Genomic DNA, 23003 nt, shown 5'->3' with positions numbered 1-23003 from the left:
ACAACTTAGTGAGCAACAGGCTCTGACGGTGCCGCAACATGAGCCTCTGGCGCAGCTGCAGAACCTTGGCTATCACCACTCTTATACAAGAATTGACCAATTAAATCTTCCAGTACCATTGCCGGTTTGGTGTCTTCTAAACGACTGCCATCTTTTAACATCGCAATCCCCATATCTTCATCATAAGGACCGATATTCATGGCGATATACTGTTCACCAAGCAGGCCTGAAGTACGAATTGATAGCGAGCTGGAATCAGGAATATTGTCATATTCGCTGAGTAAATCGATTTGAACGTCAGGAATATAGTTCTTTTTATCTAAAGAAATATTCGCAACCCGTCCCACGACAACGCCACCGACTTTGATTGGAGAGCCAACTTTTAAGCCACCCACGTTTTCAAAAGAGGCGGAAACTCGGTAAGTTGACTGACTACCAATCGATTGTAAATCCGCCACTTTTAAGCAGAGGAACACAATTGCGGCGATCGCCAGCAACATAAAACAACCCACCCATATTTCACTTTTTTTACTTTGCATGACTTAGTTCCCAAACATCAGTGCTGTCAGTACGAAATCTAACCCTAGAACCGATAATGATGCATGCACAACAGTTTTCGTCGTTGCACGGCTAATTCCTTCCGAGGTTGGAATCGCATCATAACCATTAAATAGTGCAATCCACGTTACCGTGATTGCAAAGACTAAACTCTTGATAAAACAGTTCACTAAATCGAGTCGCCACTCGACGGAGGACTGCATGGACGACCAGAAGAAACCGGGGTCAATCCCTTTCCAATCCACACCAACAATGGCTCCGCCAATAATACCTACGGCGACAAAAATCAGTGATAACAACGGCATGCTAATGAACCCAGCCCAAAATCTTGGGGCGACAACACGACGCAGAGGATCCACCGCCATCATTTCTAAACTCGAAATCTGCTCAGTAGCTTTCATCAAACCAATTTCTGCGGTTAATGCCGATCCAGCTCGCCCCGCAAACAACAGCGCGGTGACCACCGGTCCCAGTTCGCGTAATAGCGAAAGCGCTACCATCATGCCAAGACTGGCTTCTGCACTGAACGTCGTCAGTACCAAATAACCTTGTAAACCGAGCACCATCCCGATAAATAGACCAGACACCGCCACAATGAGCAGAGACTGAACCCCTACCGAATAAAGCTGTTTAACTAACAGCGGCCACTGCTTGCCAAACTCAGGTTTGCCAAATAGTGCACCAAATAATAAATAGCCTGCTCGACCAAAAGCCGCAAATGTTTCAATCCATCGACGTCCGAAGGCAGCAATCGCCTTAATTATCATGTTCATTTACCCTAATAAATCAGCCGAATAGTCATTGGCAGGAAAGCGGAATGGCACAGGACCATCAGCAATTCCATCCATAAACTGTCTGACGCGCGGATCTTGGTTCTCGCGTAACTCTTCCCCAGTTCCTTTCGCAATAACATGTTGCTGCGCCACAATATACGCTTTATCGGCAATACTTAGCACTTCAGGAACGTCATGGGAAACCACCACGCAGGTTACCCCTAACGCTTGGTTGAGTTCATCAATCAGTTTGACCAAAACTCCCATCGTAATCGGGTCTTGCCCCACAAACGGCTCATCAAACATAATCAGGTCAGGATCCAGAGCGATAGCTCTTGCCAGCGCCGCACGGCGAGCCATTCCACCTGAAAGTTCTGATGGCATTAATTTTGCGGCTCCGCGTAACCCCACCGCTTCTAATTTCATCATCACCGTCGTATGAATCAATGATTCCGGTAAATTCGTGTGCTCACGCAAAGGGAAAGCCACATTATTGAAAACGTCCATATCGGTAAACAAGGCACCGGATTGGAATAACATGCTCATTTTTTTACGCGATTGGTATAACTTAGAACGAGACAGCGCAGGAATATTATCCCCATCAAACCAGATTTCCCCTTCCTCTGGGCGCAGTTGCCCACCAATCAGTCTGAGCAATGTGGTTTTACCAATCCCTGAAGGCCCCATAATCGCAGTAATTTTACCACGAGGCACAGTTAGGTTAATATTTTCGAATATTTTCCTATTGCCCCGCGTAAATGACATGTTTTTGACTTCGATTAAGTTCTCTGTCTGTGCTTGCATCGTTTAATAGCTCGTTATAGGTCAAACTATGATTCTGCCTAAATAAATTCAGGGTTTTACAGAAACATAAACCAAATAGTATTAACTAATATTTTACCTAATTAATAGAAGATAGCTCTTAGAAATTTATATATCCAACCATAAGGGTAAGAGAATTAAAAAAATTTTTTTTGGGCATCGGTGCGGTTAATCCCTAAAAGGCTCTTTTGAGCTCAAATCGCTAATAAAGACTCATAACCATGACATTCATAAAAGCTTAGAGACAAAATACTTACTGATACTAAGTATTCGTTATACAATCCGATTTCTCTTTTTTGATCTAACCGAAACTTTGGATCCAACCGACACTTTTGATTCACCCGAAAACACACATGGAATTAGACATGTCAAATATCGATTTTCAGAAAGTAGGTAAAGAAGTTCTCCATATCGAACGCGAAGGTCTGAAAAACCTAGAACAATATATTAATCATGACTTTGATCTTGCTTGTCAGCAAATCTTTGCTTGTCAGGGAAAAGTGGTCGTTATGGGGATGGGGAAATCAGGGCATATTGGACGGAAAATTGCGGCGACGCTTGCCAGCACAGGAACGCCTTCATTTTTCGTGCATCCTGGGGAAGCTAGCCATGGCGATTTAGGGATGATCTCCAATAAAGACGTTGTATTAGCGATTTCGAACTCTGGTGAATCAGGAGAGATCTTAGCCCTACTGCCAGTGTTAAAGCGTATCAAAGTCCCACTGATCTGCATGACCAATAATCCAGACAGTAACATGGGCAAATATGCAGATATCCACTTATGCATAAAAGTACCACAAGAAGCCTGCCCGCTAGGTTTGGCACCGACAACAAGTACCACGGCAACATTAGTGATGGGTGATGCGTTAGCCATTGCATTATTAACCGCCCGCGGCTTTACAGCAGATGATTTTGCACTATCTCATCCAGGGGGCGCACTTGGGCGCAAACTTTTACTCTTAGTTCGTGATTTAATGAGTACCGGTGACGATGTCCCTCATATTCCAAAAAGTGCCACATTACGCGAAGCCCTTGTGGAAATTACCCGTAAAAAGCTGGGTATGACCGTCATTTGTGATGACGATATGAATATTCAAGGGATATTCACGGATGGGGATTTGCGCCGTATTTTTGATATGGGCATCGACCTTAATAATGCCAAAATTGCCGATTTAATGACGCCGGGCGGTATTCGAGTCGCGCCAGGTATGCTAGCTGTTGAAGCGCTGAACCTGATGCAATCTCGCCATGTCACGTCGTTATTAGTGGCAGATGGCGACCAATTAGTGGGTGTTCTCCATATGCACGACCTACTGCAAGCGGGTGTGGTATAAGTCGAAAGTATACATAAAGGAAATAGGATGAACCCTAATTATCAGAATACTTGCTATGGGTCTGTAGCAAATTCTGTGATAGAAAAAGCGACCAAAATTAAACTGCTTATCTGTGATGTCGATGGCGTGATGTCCGACGGTTTAATTTATATGGGGAATAATGGCGAAGAATTAAAAGCCTTTAATGTCCGCGATGGGTATGGCATTCGCTGCCTATTAACCTCAGGTATCGAAGTCGCTATTATCACCGGACGCAAAGCTAAATTGCTGGAAGACAGAGCCCAAACGTTAGGTATTACATATCTTTACCAAGGACAAAGCGATAAGCTTTTGGCGTATCGCGAACTGCTAGATAAACTACAACTAACAGAAGAGCAAACAGCTTACATTGGTGATGACCTCATTGACTGGCCCGTGATGGCAAAAGTTGGGTTATCCGTTGCGGTTGCTGATGCACACCCTTTGTTATTACCTAAAGCAGACTATGTAACACATATTGGTGGCGGAAAAGGGGCAGTACGTGAACTCTGCGACCTTATTCTGTTATCCCAAAATAAACTGGAAGAAGCTAAAGGCTTGTCGATTTAAAGAACAGATATCATTCATGAGCAACGCAAAAAAGTGGTTAATCACTGTTTTATCCCTCATTGTATTGGGGCTAATTGGTTGGAACTTTTCGGTTTACGATGACTCCAAACCATTAACAACCGAAATCAATGACGGGAAACCTAATTATCAAACTGATGATTCAGTAACTTTCGTCTATAATCCAGCGGGTGATTTAGCCTATAAACTCGCCGCGAGCAAAGTTGATAATTATACCGATGGGAAAATCACGTGGTTTACCAATCCGGTATTAACCACTTATAACGATGCGGGTACGCCGACTTGGACGGTGAAATCCATTAAGGCAAGATTAACCAAAGAGCGTGTGCTCTACCTATATAGCGATGTTCAAGTTGACAGTTTGACTCCTGAGCCTCAAATCCAGCGCATTACCACAGATAATGCGGTGGTCAATCTAGTCACACAAGATGTTTCATCTGACGATAAAGTTACCATTATCGGACACGGGCTAAATTCAACGGGCTTAAAAATGAAGGGGAACCTTCGTACAAGAACCGCTGAATTAATTGAAGATGTTAAAACTCACTATGAGTTACAACCAAAAGAGCAACACAATGAATCAAGTAACTAAGAAAAGTTTTATTCAAGGGGCTATTGCAAGTGCAATTTTGGCTCTTAGCCTACCGGCAATGGCACTGAAAACAGATACCCAACAACCGATGACCATTAATTCGGTTAAGCAATCTCTTGATTTAGAAAAAAATATCACCACATTTACTGATGACGTTGTTATCAAGCAAGGTTCCATTGATATTCGTGCCAACAAAGTTGTTGTGACTCGCCCAAGCAGCGATTCCGATAAAATCGTCATTGAAGCATTTGGTACGCCAGTGACTTTCTTCCAGTTACAAGATGATGGCAAACCAATTAAAGGTCACGCATCCAAAGCACGTTATGAAGTTGATCAGCAGCTGGTGACATTAACGGGTGATGCCTACCTTGAGCAGCTCGATAGTAATATCAAAGGCGATAAGATCACTTACGTCGTTCCAACGCAAAAAATGGAAGCGTTCAGCGATAAAGGCAAGCGCGTAACAACTGTCTTATTACCAGCCCAGTTACAAGAGAAAGGCCCAGCAGCGCAGGGTTCATCAACAAGTAAGAGTAAATAATTGTTATGGCAACACTAACCGCAGAGAATCTGGCGAAATCCTATAAAAAACGCAGCGTAGTCACTGACGTCAGCCTGGAAGTGAAATCAGGGGAAATCGTCGGTCTCTTAGGCCCTAACGGTGCGGGTAAAACGACCACTTTTTATATGGTAGTCGGCATTGTTCAGCGGGATGCTGGTAAAATTTTAATTGATGGTGAGGATATTAGCTTACTTCCTCTGCATGAGCGCGCTCGTCGTGGCATTGGCTATCTTCCTCAAGAAGCATCTATTTTCCGCCGCCTCAGTGTGTATGATAACCTGATGGCCGTGTTAGAAATTCGCCCTGACTTAACCTCAGAACAGCGCAAAGAGCGTGCTGAAGAGCTGATGGAGGAGTTCAGTATTACTCACCTGCGTGATAGCGTAGGTCAGTCACTGTCCGGTGGTGAGCGTCGTCGAGTGGAAATTGCACGCGCCCTCGCTGCTAATCCAAAATTTATCCTGTTAGATGAGCCGTTTGCAGGGGTTGATCCGATTTCCGTTTTGGATATCAAAAAAATCATCCAACACTTGCGTGACTATGGGCTTGGTGTGTTAATCACCGACCATAACGTCCGCGAAACTCTCGATGTTTGCGAGCGTGCTTACATTGTCAGCCAAGGGCACTTGATTGCTCACGGCTCACCAGAGATGATCCTTGAAAACGAGCAAGTGAAACGTGTTTATTTGGGTGAAGGCTTTAGACTGTAGTTTGTAGACTATCGCTTGTAGACTGTCGTTTGTAGTATTGCCTTGTTGGTTGTCATGACATTGGTTGTGTAGGTGGTAATGGAGAATAAAGCACATTCATGAAGCAAAGTTTGCAGCTCAGAATCAGTCAACAACTTGCAATGACACCTCAATTGCAACAGGCCATCCGCCTGTTGCAGTTATCCACACTTGAGCTTCAACAAGAAATTCAACTCGCACTTGAAACCAACCCTCTGCTTGAACAAGAAGAGTCATCCTCTGAGCAAGAGAACTTAGATAACCTAGGCAACGACACTGACAGCAGCGAAATCGATACCAAAGATGCCCTTGAAAACGCGGATATGCCCGATGAGCTTCCACTAGATGCTGATTGGGATGAAATCTATACAGCAGGTACCCCGTCGGGCACTAGCAACGACTACAGCTTAGATGAACTTCCTGTTTACCAAGGGGAAACTACCCAAACACTGCAAGATTATCTAATCTGGCAAGCGGATCTCACCCCGTTTACCGATACCGATCGCGCGATTGCGACTTCGATTATCGATTCAATTGATGATTCAGGCTATCTCACAAGCTCAATCAGTGAGATCCACGAAGGGATTGATGACCCCGATATCACCTTAGAAGAAGTCGTTGCCGTTTTAAAACGTATCCAGCATTTTGACCCATTAGGCGTGGCAGCTCAGGATCTCAAAGAGTGTTTGTTGATCCAGCTCTCTTTATACCCAAAAGAGACAATTGGTCTGCAAGAAGCTAGACTGATTATTAGCAATCATATTGATTTACTGGCAAATCGTGATTTTCGGCAACTGAGCAAACTGACCCGCTTAAAAGAAGATGCGCTGAAAACAGCAATTGACCTGATCCTTACGCTGAATCCCAAGCCAGGGCAGTCAATCAATACGGGTGAATCGGAATATGTTATTCCCGATGTGCTGGTGAAAAAAGTCGGTGGGCACTGGCAAGTTGAGTTAAATACAGATAGCATCCCTAAGTTAAGCATCAATAATCATTATGCTTCAATGGCAAATGATTCAGCCAGCGAAAGTGACACGCAATATATTCGCAGTCACTTGCAGGATGCGAAATGGCTGATTAAAAGCTTAGAGAGCCGCCATGAAACATTACTTAAAGTGGCGACCTGTATTGTTGAGCAACAACAAGAATTTTTTGAGTTAGGCGAAGAGTATATGAAACCAATGATTTTGGCAGACATTGCCTATCAGGTGGACATGCATGAATCGACTATCTCCCGTGTGACAACTCAAAAATTTCTGCATAGTCCACGAGGCATTTTTGAGTTGAAGTATTTTTTCTCCAGTCACGTCAGCACGGACACCGGAGGAGAAGCCTCCTCCACTGCGATTCGTGCGCTGGTGAAGAAGCTGGTTGCTGCGGAAAACCCAGCAAAACCATTGAGTGACAGTAAATTGACGAGTATGCTGGCAGAGCAAGGTATACAAGTTGCTCGTCGAACTGTTGCTAAGTATCGTGAGTCATTATCTATTCCGCCATCAAATCAACGTAAACAGTTGGTTTAACCCAATAATATAAGGAAGATTGTATGGAATTTCAGATTACTGGACACAATATTGAAGTTACACCGGCATTGCGCGAAACGGTTGAGAAAAAACTCAAGAAATTAGAGCAATTGTTTGATCGTATTAACAGTATCCAAGTTGTTCTGAAAGTGGAAAAAGTTCAGCAAATTGCTGAAGCCACCCTGCAACTCAACGGCGCAGAAATTCACGCATCAGCGGAAGACGACGATATGTACGCGGCACTTGATTTACTCCTTGATAAGCTGTCACGCCAATTAACCAAACATAAAGAAAAACTGAGACAACACTAATACATTTAGCCAGTCGTTGACTGATTAATGTTCTGAACCAGATGGTGGCATACATCATCTGGTTTTGTAGTCCTAAGTGAATAATAAAATGAATAGTGATATAGAAATCCAATTAAGCGATGTTTTATCCGCCAGTTGCACACGTAATAATTTAGTTTGCACCAGTAAGAAGAGAGCATTAGAAATTATTAGTGAGTTAGCGGCCGCCGAGTTGGGATTACCGGAAAATACGGTATTTGAAGCGTTACTAACCAGAGAAAAAGTTGGCACCACGGGTATTGGTGGTGGAATTGCAATCCCTCATGGCAAACTCAATGAAGGCGAAAGTGCACGCGCCGCTGGCGTATTTTTGCATTTAGAAGAGCCCATTGCGTTTGATGCGATTGATAACCAACCTGTTGATCTGCTTTTTGCATTACTTGTTCCATCGGATCAATGTAAAACTCACTTACATACGTTGTCTCTTATCGCTAAAAAATTAGCGGATAAAGCGTTCTGTAAGCGTCTGCGTAGTGCGCAAAGTGACGAAGAGTTATACCAGATCATCATTGAGTAAGTAATAACTGATATGTGTTGATGCCAGCCTAATGATATTGTTATGATTTCTTTCATTCGGCATCGTAAAACACCGCAAAATGCAAAATAGTCAGACGTGTTTGATCAATTAGAAATGTGTGATCAGTGAGAAATCGATCATTAAGATATAAATCCTTAAGAGACAGAAGGGAGTTAGCTCATGGTGCTGATGATTGTCAGCGGCCGTTCCGGTTCGGGAAAATCCGTTGCCCTACGCGCGCTGGAAGATATGGGTTTCTATTGTGTGGATAACCTGCCGGTAGTCTTACTGCCGGAATTGGCTAATTCACTTGCCGATCGCAATATTTCTGCGGCCGTGAGCATTGACGTGCGTAATATGCCCGACAATCCAGAAGTGTTTGAAGAAGCGATTGATAAACTGCCATCAACCTTCTCGCCACAACTGCTATTTCTGGATGCAGATCGCAACACATTAATTCGTCGTTACAGTGATACTCGTCGATTACACCCACTTTCAAGTAAAAATTTATCCTTAGAAAGTGCCATCGACGAAGAAAACGAGCTATTAGAACCGCTACGCTCCCGCGCTGACTTGGTCATTGATACCTCAGAAATGTCAGTGCACGAATTAGCGGAAATGCTCAGAACCCGCTTAATGGGCAAACGCGAGCGTGAGCTGACCATGGTGTTTGAGTCCTTCGGTTTCAAACACGGTATTCCAATTGATGCTGACTACGTTTTCGATGTGCGCTTTTTACCAAACCCACACTGGGATCCTAAACTGCGCCCAATGACCGGTTTAGATCGTCCCGTTGCGGCCTTCTTGGACAGACACACCGAGGTTCATAACTTTATTTACCAGACTCGTAGTTACTTAGAGTTATGGTTACCGATGTTAGAAACCAATAACCGCAGCTACCTCACCGTCGCCATCGGCTGTACGGGAGGGAAACACCGTTCGGTGTATGTGGCAGAACAGCTGGCTGATTATTTCCGCTCCCGAGGGAAAAACGTCCAGTCACGCCACAGAACGTTGGAAAAACGCAAGCAATGACCGTCAAAGCAACGATTACGCTAAAAAACCGCCTTGGTATGCATGCCAGACCAGCAATGCTTCTCTATGATTTAGTTAAACAATTTAACTCTAGAGTCATTTTAAAAAATGACAGCCAAATTGAGGCCGAGGCGGATAGCGTTATTGCGATGTTGATGTTAGACTCGGAACAAGGTAGTAAAATTGATATCGAGGTTAGCGGACCCGATGAAGATTTGGCGTTATCCGCAATCATTAAACTGTTTGAAAGTGGATTTGACGAAGAGTAGTCCAACTCATTGCGTCATTACATCTTAGCGAACAGAGCGATATACATGGTTTTACACGCATAGGCACCGAGTTCGTGATCCCGATCTCTTCCCTTTAACGCCTATAGCGCCTAATATTTTACATAATCTATTTTCTAGCAAACACCCCCTGCCTTCTGGGTGGGGGGTGTTTGCTTTGTACGTCCCTATTGGAGTGTGGTATGACAAAGCCAACAATTATTATCAATGATTTAGATGCAGAACGCTTAGATGCCCTGATGGAGCAAGCCGCTTATGCGGGTACGCCTGTTGCTGAAGCACTAAACGACGAATTAGACCGCGCAGATATCGTATCTCCACAAGAGATCCCTGCGGATGTGGTCACAATGAACAGCACTATTCGTTTCTTAGATTTAATCAGTAACGAAGAGCGCACACGCACATTGGTTTACCCTGCCTCTCTCAAAGATAGTGCAGAACAACTGTCCGTGATGGCGCCAATCGGTGCAGCTTTATTAGGTTTACATGTTAACGACGAAATTAGCTGGGCGCTGCCAAACGGCGTAGAAACCCGTGTTCGTGTGTTAGAGATTGTTTATCAACCTGAAGCGGCTGGCGAGTTCCATCGCTAGTTGCGATGCTCAACAAGAGAAAGAAGACTAGCCGAAAAAAGTTTCCATCAAGAAACTGTCGTTAGTCTTCAGGCGGTATTCAGGCACTCATTGAGTGCCTTTTTGCTATTTAGCGCTTATTATTCAACTAGAACTTACTGCCCTGCAATACTCATTTCAGGGATCAGCACAGAACCACACTGAATATTGCTGCGCGTTTCGATATCATCGGCGATAGTCACCATGTTCATCCACATATCCTTCAAATTACCTGCAATGGTAATTTCGCTCACAGGATACTGAATTTCGCCATTTTCTACCCAAAAACCGGATGCCCCACGGGAATAGTCCCCCGTAATTCCACTCACACCCTGTCCCATCAGCTCAGTGACTACTAAGCCGGTCCCCATTTGCTTCAACAAAGCATCAAACGATAAGCCTTGTCCTTCAATGCGCCAGTTATGAATCCCACCCGCATGACCTGTGCTTTGCAGCCCCAGTTTACGCGCAGAATAACTGGTCATCAGCCAGGTTTGCAGAACGCCATTTTCCACAATATTGCGTTCAGTAGTACGTACACCTTCACTGTCAAATGGGGATGAGGCTAAACCACCCATCAAATGCGGCTGCTCATTAATAGTTAACCAGCTTGGTAAAATTTGTTTGCCAAGGCTATCCATTAAGAATGATGATTTACGATAAATGCTGCTGCCACTGATAGCACCGACTAAATGACCAAATAACCCCGTCGCCACTTCTGAGGCAAAAATAACGGGAGCTTTCATGGTTGGCAATTTACGTGGCGATAAGCGAGATAATGTACGACGAACACACTCTTGACCTACCCACTCAGGGGATTTTAATGCCTGCATGCTGCGTGCGATGGTATACGCATAATCGCGCTCCATTTCACCATTTTGCTCGGCGATTACGCAGCTCGACATCGAATAACGGCTAGAACTGTAGCTCTTTAATAGACCTAGAGAGTTACCAAAGACACGGATACCATAGTGTCCATTGAAGCTACCGCCTTCCGTATTCACAATGCGTGAATCTGCATTTAATGCGGTCATTTCCGCAATTGATGCCAGCTTGATGGCTTCCTCAGGGGAAAGCTCTGTAGCTTGGAATAGGTTTAAATCCGGCGCATCAAATGCCAGTAATGATTTGTCAGCAGGGCCTGCACACGGGTCTTCAGAAGTATAAGACGCAATATCAATCGCGGCTTGAACTGTACGCTCAATGGCTTCGTCGCTTAAATCCGTTGAAGATGCACTGCCTTTGCGTTGTTTATGGTAAACCGTGATCCCGAGCGCCCCATCACTGTTAAATTCCACATTCTCCACATCACCTTGGCGCGTGCTCACGCTAATGCCGGTGCTTTTATTGACTGCAACTTCAGCGCCATCACAACGGCTTTTGGCGAATTCCAATGCGTGGGCGACGGCTTGTTCTAATTGTTTACGTTGTTCGGCAACTTGTTCAGTAACACTCATGCATTTTGTCCAATAAAGAGGGGAAAAGTGATTTTCTACCTCGACATATCAATGTCAGGTAGTCATAAGGGGGTTTTCCCAGTTACAATAGAGTTAATCTATAAATGTTAACACTCACAACGCCGTAAATCATGCTAATTACTCGTAATTACACGGCGGCGTTTAGTAAAAAGGAAAATCCCTATGGCCAAACAGCCTGAAGATTGGCTGGATGATATCCCAGCGCCCCAAGATGATGAGGACGATGAGATTATTTGGGTCAGCAAAAGCGAAATTAAACGCGATGCCGAGATCCTCAAAAAACTGGGGGCGGAACTTGTTGATTTAAGTAAAAGCGAGCTTGAGCGCATCCCATTAGACACTCAATTACTTGAGGCTATTGAATTAGCGCAAAAAATTAAACGTGAAGGTCGTCGTCGTCAATTACAACTTATCGGTAAACTACTACGTTCTCGTGAAGTTGAACCGATCACTGAAGCCCTTGATAAGCTGAAAAACCGCCATAACCAGCAAGTTGTTATTTTGCACAAGCTGGAAGATCTGCGTAACCGTTTATTAGCCGATGGCGATGAAGTCATTGAAGAAGTCGTTGCGCTATTCCCACAAACTGATCGCCAGCAACTGCGAGCATTAGTCCGTAATGCGAAGAAAGAGCGTGATGGAAATAAACCACCAAAAGCATTCCGCCAGATTTTCCAATATCTGAAAGAACTTTCTGATAGCAACTAATCATCTATTCCCCTATACCCACAGTGGTTTAGGGGAGTATTCTTAAAAACCCACCCCATTGTTGCTTGCGATACCAAATCGCACTATCATCTTCAACGTCATATTTTGACCCGTATTATCGCGGCTGCTGAACCACGATAAATTAATGAGGCAAATATGGATAACACCCGAAATAGAGCTTGGCGTCGAGCCAAAGATCGTATTAACAAATCACGCGACAATTTAAATTCACAAGAAACCCAATGTTTTACTCCAGAAAAAAACTGGAAGCATTTGTACCTTCGAAGTGAAAAATTGGCTCGTGCCACACAACTAGGCATTGATTATCCTCAAGTGAGTAACGCGTTACTAGCGCGACGTAGCCTTGAAGATATGCAAAATGACAAATGAACCTTTTATTCATCTGCAGTCGAAATCAATGGCGTAGCCCTACCGCTGAACAGATCTGGCGCAATCACCCGCGTTGGGTAACTCGTTCAGCGGGAACTAGCCGCAATGCCAAACGCCCCATCAATGTCAATCTCATTCGCTGGGCGGATGTTATTTTTGTGATGGAGCTGAAACATAAAAATCGGCTCATAGCCGATTTTTCTCGTTTACTTGAACATAAGCCCATCCATGTACTAGATATTCCCGACGACTACCTATATATGGATCCTGAGCTGATTCAACTATTTGAATCCTCTGTGCCGAGTTATCTAAAGTAAATAAATTCAAAATATTCAGATCCCCCTATGTGGTAAAAACATAGGGGGATTTTTTAATACCAAAATCGTAGAAGATTGAGTAATGCAGGAAGTCGAGTATAACCTTCTCTATCAAGAAAATGCCCAGCACTTTCCACCATCGTGACAGAGGTTTTTAATGCTTTTGCTAACTCAATTGAAGCATCAGGATCCACGACCCAATCATTGGAAGAGATAATCGAAGCTCGCTTATCCGTTATGCCAATCAGCTTATTATAATCCAATGAAAACTGAGTATGGTCAGCCAACTCAGACAACGAATCCAGCGAGCGATCAAACCCAGAAACTAGCACATAGCCGCCAATTTTAGCCCCTTCTGGCGCATTATTTTCCAGAAAGCGTAATACCGTAATGCACCCTAAACTGTGCCCAACTAAAATAGTATTTTCATCAAACTGAATATTGGCATCAAGTAAACATTGCTGCCATTTTTGCGGGTCAGGAGAATTTGATTCTGGTAATGCAGGTACATCAACCGTCGCCCCTACCGCTTCTAATTCATCTTTTAACCAGTTAAACCAATTATCATTCGGTGATGCTGTATAACCATGAACAATGATAACTTTTTTACCGTCCACTTAATCGTCCTCAATATTAATCGCCACAAAAAATGGCTAAACGCAGAATCATTTCGCAAATCTAGCATGGGGTTTGTGAAGCATCATTCTCATTATTCGTGATATCTATGAGAAAAATAAACGCTTCATCTAGCTCTTCTTCTGCTTCATTCATCAATTCAATCACCGATGAAAATTGCGTACGCTGAACCGCCTTTAAATGGCTAAAAATCAGCGTAACGGGTAACTCTATTTCCCCAGTAATCACATCCCATAACCCATCGAGATTATGGCCAAACCATTTAGGAAGCGAGAACTGTTGCTGAAATTGCCGATAAAATTCCTCAAGGCTATCTATTTCACGAAAATCAAAAACGACGGTCTTGCTCATCGCTATCCCCCAATCATTTAACTTGTTGGAACGTTTTATAATGGTCTGTACTAACGAAGATCATTCCATCAGAGGAATAGAGTAGACGGTCTGCACCACGATGCCCGCAACGATAATTTATATCAGCTTCAAACCACTGTCGCCCATCGGCAATAGGCAGGCCTTTTTCACGGTTAGAAAAGCGGTCGCCACCGATGGCTCTACCGGGCAAAACTTCACATAAATTCCCTTTTTTAGCATCCCAACCCGCTTCTCTTGCCTGTTTTTTTGTCATGTAAAATGCGGGGAGTTTTTGATATTTTTCCATAAAACTGACCACATTGTTCTGAGCGGTCAGCTGATCAATCGTTTTTGGCGTTTCACGCGGAGTTATCGCTTCGCGGGAAGGCGGTATGCTTTGTGTACTTGATATAGTTTGTGTGGTTGATGATGTACCAGAAGATGGTTCCGGTGCGCCCTGCTCTCCACCTTTAAAGTACAGGCTAACCGCAATCAAAATTGCCATTAACACTAAAGAAATAATACGCTTATTCATAACGCCTCAATTATTTTTGCTGTGCGGATAAATAATCGCCCCAGTCACATTCGTGACTAGGGCGAAAAATAAAAGACTATCTTAACGTGTGATTACGCGGTGCCACCCACGGTCATTTTATCGAGTTTCAGTGTCGGTTGCCCCACACCCACTGGCACGCTTTGCCCTTCTTTACCACAAACACCTACGCCTTTATCCAACGCCAGGTCATTACCTACCATGGAGATCTGCTGCATAGCTTCAACACCAGAACCAATCAAGGTCGCCCCCTTCACTGGTGAAGTAATTTTACCATTTTCAATTAAGTAAGCTTCAGAGGTTGAAAACACAAATTTACCCGATGTGATATCCACCTGACCACCACCGAAATTCGGCGCATACAACCCTTTTTCAACACTGGCAATAATCTCTTCCGGTGTTGATTCACCCGCTAACATATAGGTATTTGTCATGCGAGGCATTGGTAAATGAGCGTAAGATTCACGACGCGCATTCCCAGTTGGCGCCACTCCCATTAAACGCGCGTTATGTTTATCTTGAATATAGTTACGTAGAATTCCATTCTCAATCAACACATTGTATTGACCAGGAACCCCCTCATCATCAATCGCTAATGAACCGCGACGCCCTGCGATGGTTCCATCATCCACCACGGTACACAGGGAAGATGCGACTTGCTCTCCCATTTTTCCTGAGAAAACAGAGGTGCCACGACGGTTAAAGTCACCTTCTAGACCATGACCTACCGCTTCATGGAGTAGAACACCTGGCCAGCCTGCACCTAATACTACAGGCATCATGCCTGCAGGAGCGGCAACTGCAGATAAATTCACTAACGCCATGCGTACCGCTTCACGGGCATACTGCTCCGCGAGTACTTGCCCTTGATGGATTTCGAGGAAATATTCATAACCATAACGACCGCCGCTGCCGCTTGCTCCGCGTTCACGTTTGCCATCATGTTCCACCAGCACACTCACCGATAAACGCACCAGAGGGCGAATATCCGTTGCTAATGTGCCATCGGTGGCAGCGACTAACACTTGCTCATACACGCCAGTTAAGCTGGCATTCACTTCAATTACGCGAGGATCTTCAGCGCGCGCCACTTGGTCAACGCGATGCAGCAATTCAATTTTCTGCTCACGCGGTAAGCTACGCAAAGGATCCACTTCAGAATAGAGTTTTTTGTAGTCTACATTGGTTAAAATCTGTGACTTTCCAGAGCCTTGTTTAGTCACGATACTACGGGCTGCAGTGGTGCTTTGGGTTAGTGCCAGCAATGAAATTTGGTCTGCATAGGCAAAACCCGTTTTTTCACCCGTAATCGCTCGAACCCCAACACCTTGGTCAATATTGTAGGAGCCATCTTTAATGATTCGATCTTCTAAAACCCATGATTCATGGTAGCTAGACTGAAAAAAGAGATCCCCATAATCAACACGGCGCTCAGATAGCAGCCCTAAAATATCATACAGATTATCTTGACCAAGACCGTTGGCAGCCAGCAAATGTTCGCTGACAGAAGCTAAACTCATATTCGTTACTCTTATTTAGTTTATTTTTTAATCAATGATGTTAATTGTGGTCTAAAGCGGTTATGTTTCACCACTCGGATCTGTTCACGCATCACTTTTAAGCTGTCTGGCTGGACATTCACGACCAACGCGGAAACAGCATCCACATTCTTTTTCATCACCTTACCCCAGCCATCTACGGCGAGAGTATGTCCCCATGTACGACGCGTACCATGCACCCCAACTTGCGCTGGCGCTAAAACATAGCACTGGTTTTCAATCGCACGGGCTCTTAACAGTGGCTCCCAGTGAGCTTGTCCAGTATAACGAGTAAACGCCGCAGGGACGGAAATAATCTCCGCACCTTGTTCACGTAATGCTTGGAATAAGCCAGGGAAACGTAAATCATAACAAATGGTTAAACCTAAGCGACCTACTGGTGTATCAACCACAGTCAGGTGCTCACCACGTTGATAAATAACCGATTCGTTATACTCGCCTTGTTCATCTTCGATGTTCACATCAAACATATGAATTTTATCGTAACGCGCAGTGATATTCCCTTTCGCATCAAACAGTAAGCTACTACTGGTAATACGTTCAGGATCTTCACGGCTTATCAATGGCATTGACCCAATCAGGATCCACACATTGTAACGGATAGCCATCCCACGGATAGCGTCTTGTAATGGGCCATTACCTTCTGTTTCAGCCTGTTTACGATAGGTTGCAGCATCAGCAAATAGTAATGCATTTTCAGGAGTAAGAACTAACTGCACGGTATCAGGCAACTGTTTAATTTGCTGCTCTATCTGTGCCAAGTTGTGTTTTGTATTCTTACCACTACATAACTGCAAAAGTGCAACATTACCCGTTTTCATTACTCTTGAGTCTCCTTAAGCTGACGTAGTACTTCATCAATTTTAGGTTCATCCAGACTACCGCTTACGCGATAGCGAATAACCGAAATTTTACTCCACAACGGACCAAGGACCTTCGATGCCGCAAATACTGCCGCGCCCGCAAACGGGTTAATCACGAATGCGGTAGCTACACCTACTGTAGCAGAAATTTCAGGGGTAATGACCGCTTCCGCATTAATTTGGCGCTTAACAAGGTCAATATCCCCATTCAAGGCAATATCCGCGACTAATCCATCAATATAAAGATCCTTCGAGGTTAGAATACCTTGATTGATGACCGCATTGCCTTTAATCGAATCAAAGTTAAAGTCATTACTGAACGTATCCCGGAAATCTAATTGAAGTTTGCGCAATAATGCATCAAAACTGACTAGACGTAGTAACTGCCCAGCACGCCCGCCCCCCATATGGGCAATCGCACCTTTCCCTAATTTTGCTGACATTTTCCCATTCAGTGTCGCAACCTCAGGCTCCCAAGGAACCTGCGCCCAGTTCAGGTCAAATTCAATCGAATATGGAGAGTCGATAATCGGCACCAAGACACCAAAATAAGCGGCAGTTTCATCGAAAGCCTCGCCAGTTAGCGAGCCTGCAATCTCAGTTTTATTGCCATCATTACTGCGCCATAAGGCATCAAGCTTTAACTCACTGGCACTGTTTTTCAGTGAACCTGCGGTTAATTTTAAAGTGTGCTGCCCCACTGGCGTGACTTGCGCCGAGATTTCTCCCAGTTTTTGCCCACTCACCCAACACTCGGCACAATGGATGTTCACTTTAGGCCACTGACTAAAGTCGAATACTTCCGATGAAGGGGTCTTTTCGTTTGACGCTAGCGAACCTTCAGGATTGTAATACAGGTATTCAATATCCAGCGCCCATGGCTGCTGTTTCCAAATCTGTAGCTGCCCTTTTAGGTTTGCACTTTCTACATTAATTTGCTGTTCATCACGGTATAAATCATAAGAGAAGCTCAAATCTTTCCAACGCTGACCTGCCAAATAAACGGATGGCGCTTTAACCTCAAGGGTATCTGGGTAGCCAATTTGCCCCACATGTTCGCTGGCAGAAGAAGATAAAAAGCCACTCGCTAATTTCTCCCAATTGACATCTTCTACCGCAGGTAAATCCACTAAAATGGTCGAGCCGTTTGGTAATGCAGGAACCTGATTATTCCATGGGGCAATGTGAGCTTTTTGTAGTTTCAATGGCGAGCTGGTGAGCGACCACTGAGAATTAAAACCAAGACGCTGACCAATATCACCACCTACCGTTAATTGTTCCGTCGTGCCTTTTGCTTGAATATTCATCTTACCAAGCTGTTGCAGTAGTTCAGTATTCAGTGCAGGTAACTGGCTTTTTAGCTTATTTAATCCTGCGGCTACCTCAATCTGTAAGCCTGTCGCTTGCTTGGATGATTCTGGTAACGTGATATGAATTTGGCTTTTCCAATCACTCACGCCAGAGACTTTCCCTTTGATATCACTTGGCAGCATGGGAACTTTATTTAGCTCCCAATTTCCGCCAAGGTTAATATCCACCAAATAATCTTTCGGGCGCGTTAATGTCGTGAAATCCAAAGAAACTGGCTGTTCTAACCATTGCCCCGTGATGTTATCACTGACTAAATCCCCATTGGTAAATTTGAAGCTGCCAGTCAATCCATGCAATGTGCTATCGATTGGGCGTACAAACACATTATTTTTATTAAGATTGACTTGCCCTTTCGCGACAACATCTTTTCCAGCCGATAATGGAATAGCGAGATTAAGCTTACCGGTTACGGTGCCATCAATTTGTAGCTCATCCAGCGTATCGCCAAGGGAATGTTTGAGTGGTGTATGGGTGAAGTATTGTTGGATCTGTTTGCCCGTGCCACTCACTCCCGCATCGATATATAACATTTCATCGAAGTAATCATGAATTACTGCATCGAGATTTTCTGCCGTTGCATCCCCTAATTTCACCGAGTCCGTATGCATCGCTAAACTTGCGCGGCTAAAATCTAAATCGAGGTTTAAATCCAGTAATGCAGGCCATTGGTCATCGTATTCGAATGTGCCATCACGCAGCGGCACATACACTTGGAACTGCCCGTCATTTTTATAGTAAGGATAATGTGCGGGGTCGCCTTTATACACCAACGTCGCATTGTCTACATGTCCAGCAATGATCGCTTTGGTCAGATAATCCGCTAGCTCCTGTCCCATCAGCTTTTGAGGGAAATAGCGCCAAGCTTCCCCTGCATCATCGGTGCTGATCCCCGCTAAAATAGCCAAATCGGCAATATCATGCTGCTTCGCTTTCGCATAGCTAAAGTCGCCATTGGCTTTGACGGCCTTAGCTTGCAAATTCACACCGGAACTCCACAATTTGAATTCGCTGCTGTTATTGGTCCAATTTAATTTGCCGCTGGCGTTACTAATCTCAAAAGGTGCTTTAAATTCATCGCGATAATCCACGATACTATCTTTCAGCGAAAATGAGAGGATCCCTTGTTGAGCACCGCCAATAAGTACCCCTGAGAAATGGTTTACAGAAGGAAGCTCTTTCCATTTTTTCCAGCTAACATCCTGCCAGTCCATACTGATTTGCGTATGGTCTTCAGTGTCTTGCGTTAGGTCGAGAGCAAATTCCGAGACTAATCCCGTCGGTTGACGATGCTGCCAATCTTGCACTAATTCTGGCGTAACAAACGAGAATGTCGGCAAGACTTCACTTAGACGTTCTAGCTCAATATTTTTTGCGCGAATGCGCCAGTGATCTTTATTTTGATATTTTGCCGATGAAGGCAAATACAGAACGGAGACGCTCCCTTGCGGCCAGATATATTCATTGGTTTTCAGGGTATCTAGCTCAGGAATATTAAACAGCCAACCGTTACCTTGGCGCTTCATACGCACCAATAAATCATTCACTTGAAGATTTTGTGTGAGAGGCTCTTCCCCCCAGTTCGCTTCACCTTGACGTAGCTGGATCAGACCATTATCTATACGATTATTCTTGAGGGTGATCCACGATGATAAACTGAAGTTGGCGTCCCGCAGCCCCGTATTATCCCGTAACCACTTGCTGAGCCAAGGCTGCATATCAATGTTATCAGCCTGCAAATAGAATATGCCGTCACTGAGTACGCCGTTTTTATCCGACACATCCAGCTTCACTTGCAGATAACTATTTTGCTTATTTAGCGTTTCAAGGCTAACGAAACCTTGGGCGCGGTGGCGGGCATCTTGGTTAAGCCATGAAAGTTCAGGCAATAGTAACGTCATCTTTTGGTCTGATGGCGTCAAAAATGTCAATTGGCTATCTTTTAAAATAAAATGGTCAAACTGCCGTAAAAACAGGTCATCCACGCCATCATAGTTAGTGGTTTCATCTTCCGGTCCATCAAAACTCAGCGGGACTTTATAATCCACATTCAGTTGATAAAACGTCAAATCACGAAAACGCCAACGCAAAGATAATAGCGAATTCCAAATATCTAATTCGATAGTGATTTTGTTGACTTGTATATCGGTTATTGGGTTTTTGGCAACAACATCGGAAATGATAAGCTCGGGACCATAATAGCGCCAAGCCCCTTCAATCTGACCAATATCCAGTGAGATATCACTGTGATTTTCAACGTAAGTGATAATTTCTTGGCGATAATTATCAATATTGGGTAATAGAAAACGCAAACTGGTGAGTACCAACGCACACAGCAACAATACGGCAGCGGTTGTCACGAGTACGATACGTGGCAGTCGTTTCACCAGTTTCTCCTTCAAGCAGAATGCTACATCATGACGACATCAAAGCGTTCTTGGCTATATAACGGCTCAATCTGCACTTTAACTTGTTTCCCTACAAAGATTTCAACTTCCGCTAATGCGTGAGATTCATCCCCGGTCAACACATCCACCACCGCTTTTGATGCGTACACTAAGAATCTATCAGCATCGATTGTGCGGTGAACTCTCACAATTTCACGCAAAATTTCATAACATACGGTTTCAACCGATTTCACTGTACCACGGCCTTGGCAAGTTGGGCAGGTATCGCACAGCACATGCTCCAAGCTTTCACGGGTTCTTTTACGTGTCATCTCAACTAATCCTAGCTGAGAGAATCCATTAATGGTGGTTTTTACCTTATCTTTACTTAAAGCTTGTTCTAGTGAGGCTAACACACGGCGACGATGTTCAACATCAGACATATCGATAAAGTCGATGATAATAATACCACCGAGATTTCTTAATCGTAATTGGCGCGCAATGGCTTGAGTCGCTTCAACGTTGGTATTAAAGATAGTTTCTTCTAAATTACGGTGACCCACGAATGCGCCCGTATTGATATCGATGGTAGTCATCGCTTCCGTTTGGTCAATGATCAGATACCCGCCCGATTTCAATTCAACCTTTCTGTCCATCGCGCGTTGAATTTCATTTTCCACATCGAACAAGTCAAAGATAGGTTGATTGCCTTGGTATAGCTCAAGCTTCGCTGTCATTTCCGGCACATATTCCGCAATAAACTCTTCCAACTGCGTGTAGGTTAAACGAGAATCCACGCGAATACGGTCGAGGGATGCGCCAGCAAAGTCGCGAATGATACGGTATGCCAGTGAAAGCTCACCGTAAATTTTAGTACGCGTGACATTACGTTTTTTGCGTTCAATCACTTTCGCCCATAAGCGTTTTAAAAATGCAGCATCCTGTTTAACATCCTCTTCAGCCACACCTTCTGCGGCGGTACGAATGATAAACCCGCCGTTTTCATCGCAATATTGTGCGACACACTCTTTTAAACGCTCTCTTTCTTCTTCACTATCAATACGCTGAGATACACCAACATGGGAAGCTCCCGGCATGAAAACCAAGTAACGAGAAGGCAACGTAATGTCTGTGGTGAGTCTTGCGCCTTTGGTGCCAAGTGGGTCTTTAACCACTTGGACAATTAAATCTTGCCCTTGCTTCACTAGCTCAGCGATATCTCTAACATGAAAGTTTTTCTGCTCGTCACCCGCAATGCATTCGGTGTGAGGCATAATGTCCGAGGCGTGTAAAAAGGCTGCTTTATCCAGACCAATATCAACAAAGGCCGCCTGCATACCAGGTAAAACTCGGCTCACACGACCTTTGTAGATATTCCCTACTAGCCCTCTTTTCGCCTCTCGTTCGACATGTATTTCTTGTAAGATCCCACCATCAATATAAGCTACGCGCGTTTCAGATGGTGTTACGTTTACTAATAGTTCCGTAGTCATGAATTCCCCTTCCCATCACCTAACGCTAAAAATCGTTGTATTAATTCTTCTGTTTCGACCAATGGTAAGCCCACCACTGCATGATAGCTGCCATTAATGCATCGAATAAAACGTCCACCGAGACCTTGGATACCGTAAGCGCCCGCTTTATCCATTGGCTCGCCAGATTGTATATAATCCTGTATTTCCAGCAAAGATAACTCGCGGAATGTCACATCTGTCGTAATCAATGAGGTTAGAGTCTCATGCTTGTTCGACACAGCAATGGCGGTCATTACCTGATGTGTTTTACCAGAAAGGTCACTGAGGATTTGCTGAGCATGGACCGCGTCTCGCGGTTTTTCTAATATTTTACCGTCAAGAACCACAATAGTATCTGCACCCAAAACTGGATGATCCGCAGGAGCAATTGCTACACCCGCTCGGGATTTATCTCGCGCTAAGCGCTGGACATACGCCTGAGGCGATTCCCCTTCTTGCCATTTTTCTTCCACTTCGGGACGCAAGATTTCAAAGGAATAACCTAGCAGTTGGACTAATTCACGTCGTCTCGGTGAACCTGATGCAAGATAAATTAAGCTCATAAATTGTCATTCCAG

The 23003-nt window shown here is 44.3% G+C and carries 26 protein-coding genes; 14 read left to right on the top strand and 12 right to left on the bottom strand.

Annotated elements, in window-relative coordinates; all coding sequences use genetic code 11:
• Positions 1-5: 5 nt before the first annotated feature.
• Genes mlaD through mlaF form a run of 3 tightly spaced genes read right to left on the bottom strand, consistent with a single transcriptional unit; the run spans position 6 to position 2135 of the window.
• Positions 6-539: an outer membrane lipid asymmetry maintenance protein MlaD gene (mlaD, locus tag GKR61_RS09845; protein WP_108478434.1), complete on the bottom strand. Its 534-nt coding sequence runs from the start codon at positions 537-539 to the stop codon at positions 6-8.
• A 3-nt stretch (positions 540-542) separates the two neighbouring features.
• The gene (gene mlaE, locus GKR61_RS09840; protein ID WP_036956115.1) at positions 543-1325 is read right to left on the bottom strand and encodes a lipid asymmetry maintenance ABC transporter permease subunit MlaE; all 783 of its coding nucleotides are present in this window, start codon (positions 1323-1325) and stop codon (positions 543-545) included.
• Positions 1326-1331: 6 nt separating this feature from the next.
• Positions 1332-2135, bottom strand: coding sequence for a phospholipid ABC transporter ATP-binding protein MlaF (gene mlaF, locus GKR61_RS09835; RefSeq protein WP_006659099.1), 804 nt, complete (start codon positions 2133-2135; stop codon positions 1332-1334).
• Positions 2136-2518: 383 nt separating this feature from the next.
• Between mlaF and kdsD the strand changes: the two genes are divergently transcribed.
• From kdsD to rnk, 11 genes are all read left to right on the top strand, one after another.
• Positions 2519-3487, top strand: coding sequence for an arabinose-5-phosphate isomerase KdsD (gene kdsD / locus GKR61_RS09830; RefSeq protein ID WP_036956114.1), 969 nt, complete (start codon positions 2519-2521; stop codon positions 3485-3487).
• A 27-nt stretch (positions 3488-3514) separates the two neighbouring features.
• Positions 3515-4075 carry a 3-deoxy-manno-octulosonate-8-phosphatase KdsC gene (gene kdsC, locus GKR61_RS09825; protein WP_036956113.1) on the top strand — a complete coding sequence of 187 codons (561 nt, stop codon included), beginning with the start codon at positions 3515-3517 and terminating at the stop codon, positions 4073-4075.
• Positions 4076-4091: 16 nt separating this feature from the next.
• Positions 4092-4685, top strand: a complete 594-nt coding sequence (lptC, locus tag GKR61_RS09820) for an LPS export ABC transporter periplasmic protein LptC (RefSeq protein ID WP_036956112.1) — start codon at positions 4092-4094, stop codon at positions 4683-4685.
• Positions 4669-5226, top strand: coding sequence for a lipopolysaccharide ABC transporter substrate-binding protein LptA (lptA, locus tag GKR61_RS09815; protein WP_036956111.1), 558 nt, complete (start codon positions 4669-4671; stop codon positions 5224-5226). The genes lptC and lptA overlap by 17 nt, the downstream gene beginning before the upstream one ends.
• Before the next feature lie 5 nt (positions 5227-5231).
• Positions 5232-5957: an LPS export ABC transporter ATP-binding protein gene (lptB, locus tag GKR61_RS09810; protein WP_036956110.1), complete on the top strand. Its 726-nt coding sequence runs from the start codon at positions 5232-5234 to the stop codon at positions 5955-5957.
• A 98-nt stretch (positions 5958-6055) separates the two neighbouring features.
• The gene (gene rpoN / locus GKR61_RS09805) at positions 6056-7501 is read left to right on the top strand and encodes an RNA polymerase factor sigma-54 (RefSeq protein WP_154639751.1); all 1446 of its coding nucleotides are present in this window, start codon (positions 6056-6058) and stop codon (positions 7499-7501) included.
• A gap of 23 nt (positions 7502-7524) precedes the next feature.
• Entirely contained in the window at positions 7525-7812 is a 288-nt protein-coding gene (hpf, locus tag GKR61_RS09800; protein ID WP_036956108.1) for a ribosome hibernation promoting factor, read from the top strand.
• A gap of 88 nt (positions 7813-7900) precedes the next feature.
• Positions 7901-8368, top strand: coding sequence for a PTS IIA-like nitrogen regulatory protein PtsN (gene ptsN / locus GKR61_RS09795; RefSeq protein ID WP_132496594.1), 468 nt, complete (start codon positions 7901-7903; stop codon positions 8366-8368).
• A 180-nt stretch (positions 8369-8548) separates the two neighbouring features.
• Positions 8549-9403, top strand: coding sequence for an RNase adapter RapZ (rapZ, locus tag GKR61_RS09790; protein ID WP_036956106.1), 855 nt, complete (start codon positions 8549-8551; stop codon positions 9401-9403).
• Positions 9400-9672, top strand: coding sequence for a PTS phosphocarrier protein NPr (gene npr / locus GKR61_RS09785; protein WP_036956105.1), 273 nt, complete (start codon positions 9400-9402; stop codon positions 9670-9672). The genes rapZ and npr overlap by 4 nt, the downstream gene beginning before the upstream one ends.
• Positions 9673-9872: 200 nt before the next feature.
• Entirely contained in the window at positions 9873-10283 is a 411-nt protein-coding gene (gene rnk / locus GKR61_RS09780; RefSeq protein ID WP_036956104.1) for a nucleoside diphosphate kinase regulator, read from the top strand.
• Positions 10284-10417: 134 nt separating this feature from the next.
• Here the strand turns inward: rnk and pmbA are convergent, their stop codons facing one another.
• Complete coding sequence (gene pmbA, locus GKR61_RS09775) at positions 10418-11758, bottom strand: metalloprotease PmbA (RefSeq protein ID WP_154599769.1); 1341 nt, start codon at positions 11756-11758, stop codon at positions 10418-10420.
• Positions 11759-11941: 183 nt separating this feature from the next.
• Between pmbA and yjgA the strand changes: the two genes are divergently transcribed.
• The 3 genes from yjgA (at position 11942) to GKR61_RS09760 (ending at position 13194) form a co-directional block, all read left to right on the top strand.
• On the top strand, positions 11942-12487 hold the full coding sequence (gene yjgA, locus GKR61_RS09770; protein WP_036956102.1) for a ribosome biogenesis factor YjgA: 546 nt from the start codon (positions 11942-11944) through the stop codon (positions 12485-12487).
• A gap of 156 nt (positions 12488-12643) precedes the next feature.
• On the top strand, positions 12644-12877 hold the full coding sequence (locus GKR61_RS17965) for a hypothetical protein (protein WP_036956101.1): 234 nt from the start codon (positions 12644-12646) through the stop codon (positions 12875-12877).
• Positions 12874-13194: a low molecular weight protein tyrosine phosphatase family protein gene (locus tag GKR61_RS09760; RefSeq protein ID WP_036956099.1), complete on the top strand. Its 321-nt coding sequence runs from the start codon at positions 12874-12876 to the stop codon at positions 13192-13194. The genes GKR61_RS17965 and GKR61_RS09760 overlap by 4 nt, the downstream gene beginning before the upstream one ends.
• Before the next feature lie 53 nt (positions 13195-13247).
• On the opposite strand, the gene GKR61_RS09755 is transcribed toward GKR61_RS09760, so the two are convergent.
• The 8 genes from GKR61_RS09755 to GKR61_RS09720 all read right to left on the bottom strand — a co-directional run bounded on the left by GKR61_RS09755 (position 13248) and on the right by GKR61_RS09720 (position 22988).
• Positions 13248-13811, bottom strand: coding sequence for an RBBP9/YdeN family alpha/beta hydrolase (locus GKR61_RS09755; protein WP_036956097.1), 564 nt, complete (start codon positions 13809-13811; stop codon positions 13248-13250).
• Between the two features lie 61 nt (positions 13812-13872).
• A complete protein-coding gene (locus GKR61_RS09750) occupies positions 13873-14181 on the bottom strand; it encodes a barstar family protein (protein ID WP_036956096.1) in 309 nt (102 codons plus the stop codon).
• A gap of 13 nt (positions 14182-14194) precedes the next feature.
• Positions 14195-14716 (bottom strand): ribonuclease domain-containing protein, encoded by a 522-nt coding sequence (locus GKR61_RS09745; protein WP_036956095.1) that lies wholly within the window; start codon positions 14714-14716, stop codon positions 14195-14197.
• Positions 14717-14808: 92 nt separating this feature from the next.
• On the bottom strand, positions 14809-16254 hold the full coding sequence (gene tldD / locus GKR61_RS09740; RefSeq protein ID WP_154639750.1) for a metalloprotease TldD: 1446 nt from the start codon (positions 16252-16254) through the stop codon (positions 14809-14811).
• A 20-nt stretch (positions 16255-16274) separates the two neighbouring features.
• Positions 16275-17114 (bottom strand): deaminated glutathione amidase, encoded by an 840-nt coding sequence (gene nit1, locus GKR61_RS09735; RefSeq protein ID WP_108478432.1) that lies wholly within the window; start codon positions 17112-17114, stop codon positions 16275-16277.
• Complete coding sequence (gene yhdP / locus GKR61_RS09730; protein ID WP_071992176.1) at positions 17114-20911, bottom strand: AsmA2 domain-containing protein YhdP; 3798 nt, start codon at positions 20909-20911, stop codon at positions 17114-17116. Before yhdP ends, nit1 begins: the two co-directional genes overlap by 1 nt.
• A gap of 23 nt (positions 20912-20934) precedes the next feature.
• Entirely contained in the window at positions 20935-22404 is a 1470-nt protein-coding gene (gene rng / locus GKR61_RS09725; RefSeq protein WP_036956090.1) for a ribonuclease G, read from the bottom strand.
• On the bottom strand, positions 22401-22988 hold the full coding sequence (locus GKR61_RS09720; RefSeq protein WP_036956088.1) for a Maf family protein: 588 nt from the start codon (positions 22986-22988) through the stop codon (positions 22401-22403). Before GKR61_RS09720 ends, rng begins: the two co-directional genes overlap by 4 nt.
• Positions 22989-23003 lie beyond the last annotated feature (15 nt).

This window comes from Providencia sp. wls1916 (assembly GCF_009706585.1).
Classification (GTDB): Bacteria; Pseudomonadota; Gammaproteobacteria; order Enterobacterales; family Enterobacteriaceae; genus Providencia; species Providencia lanzhouensis.
Note: the sequence above shows the minus strand (reverse complement) of the source record. Positions and strands in the feature narration are given on the sequence as shown.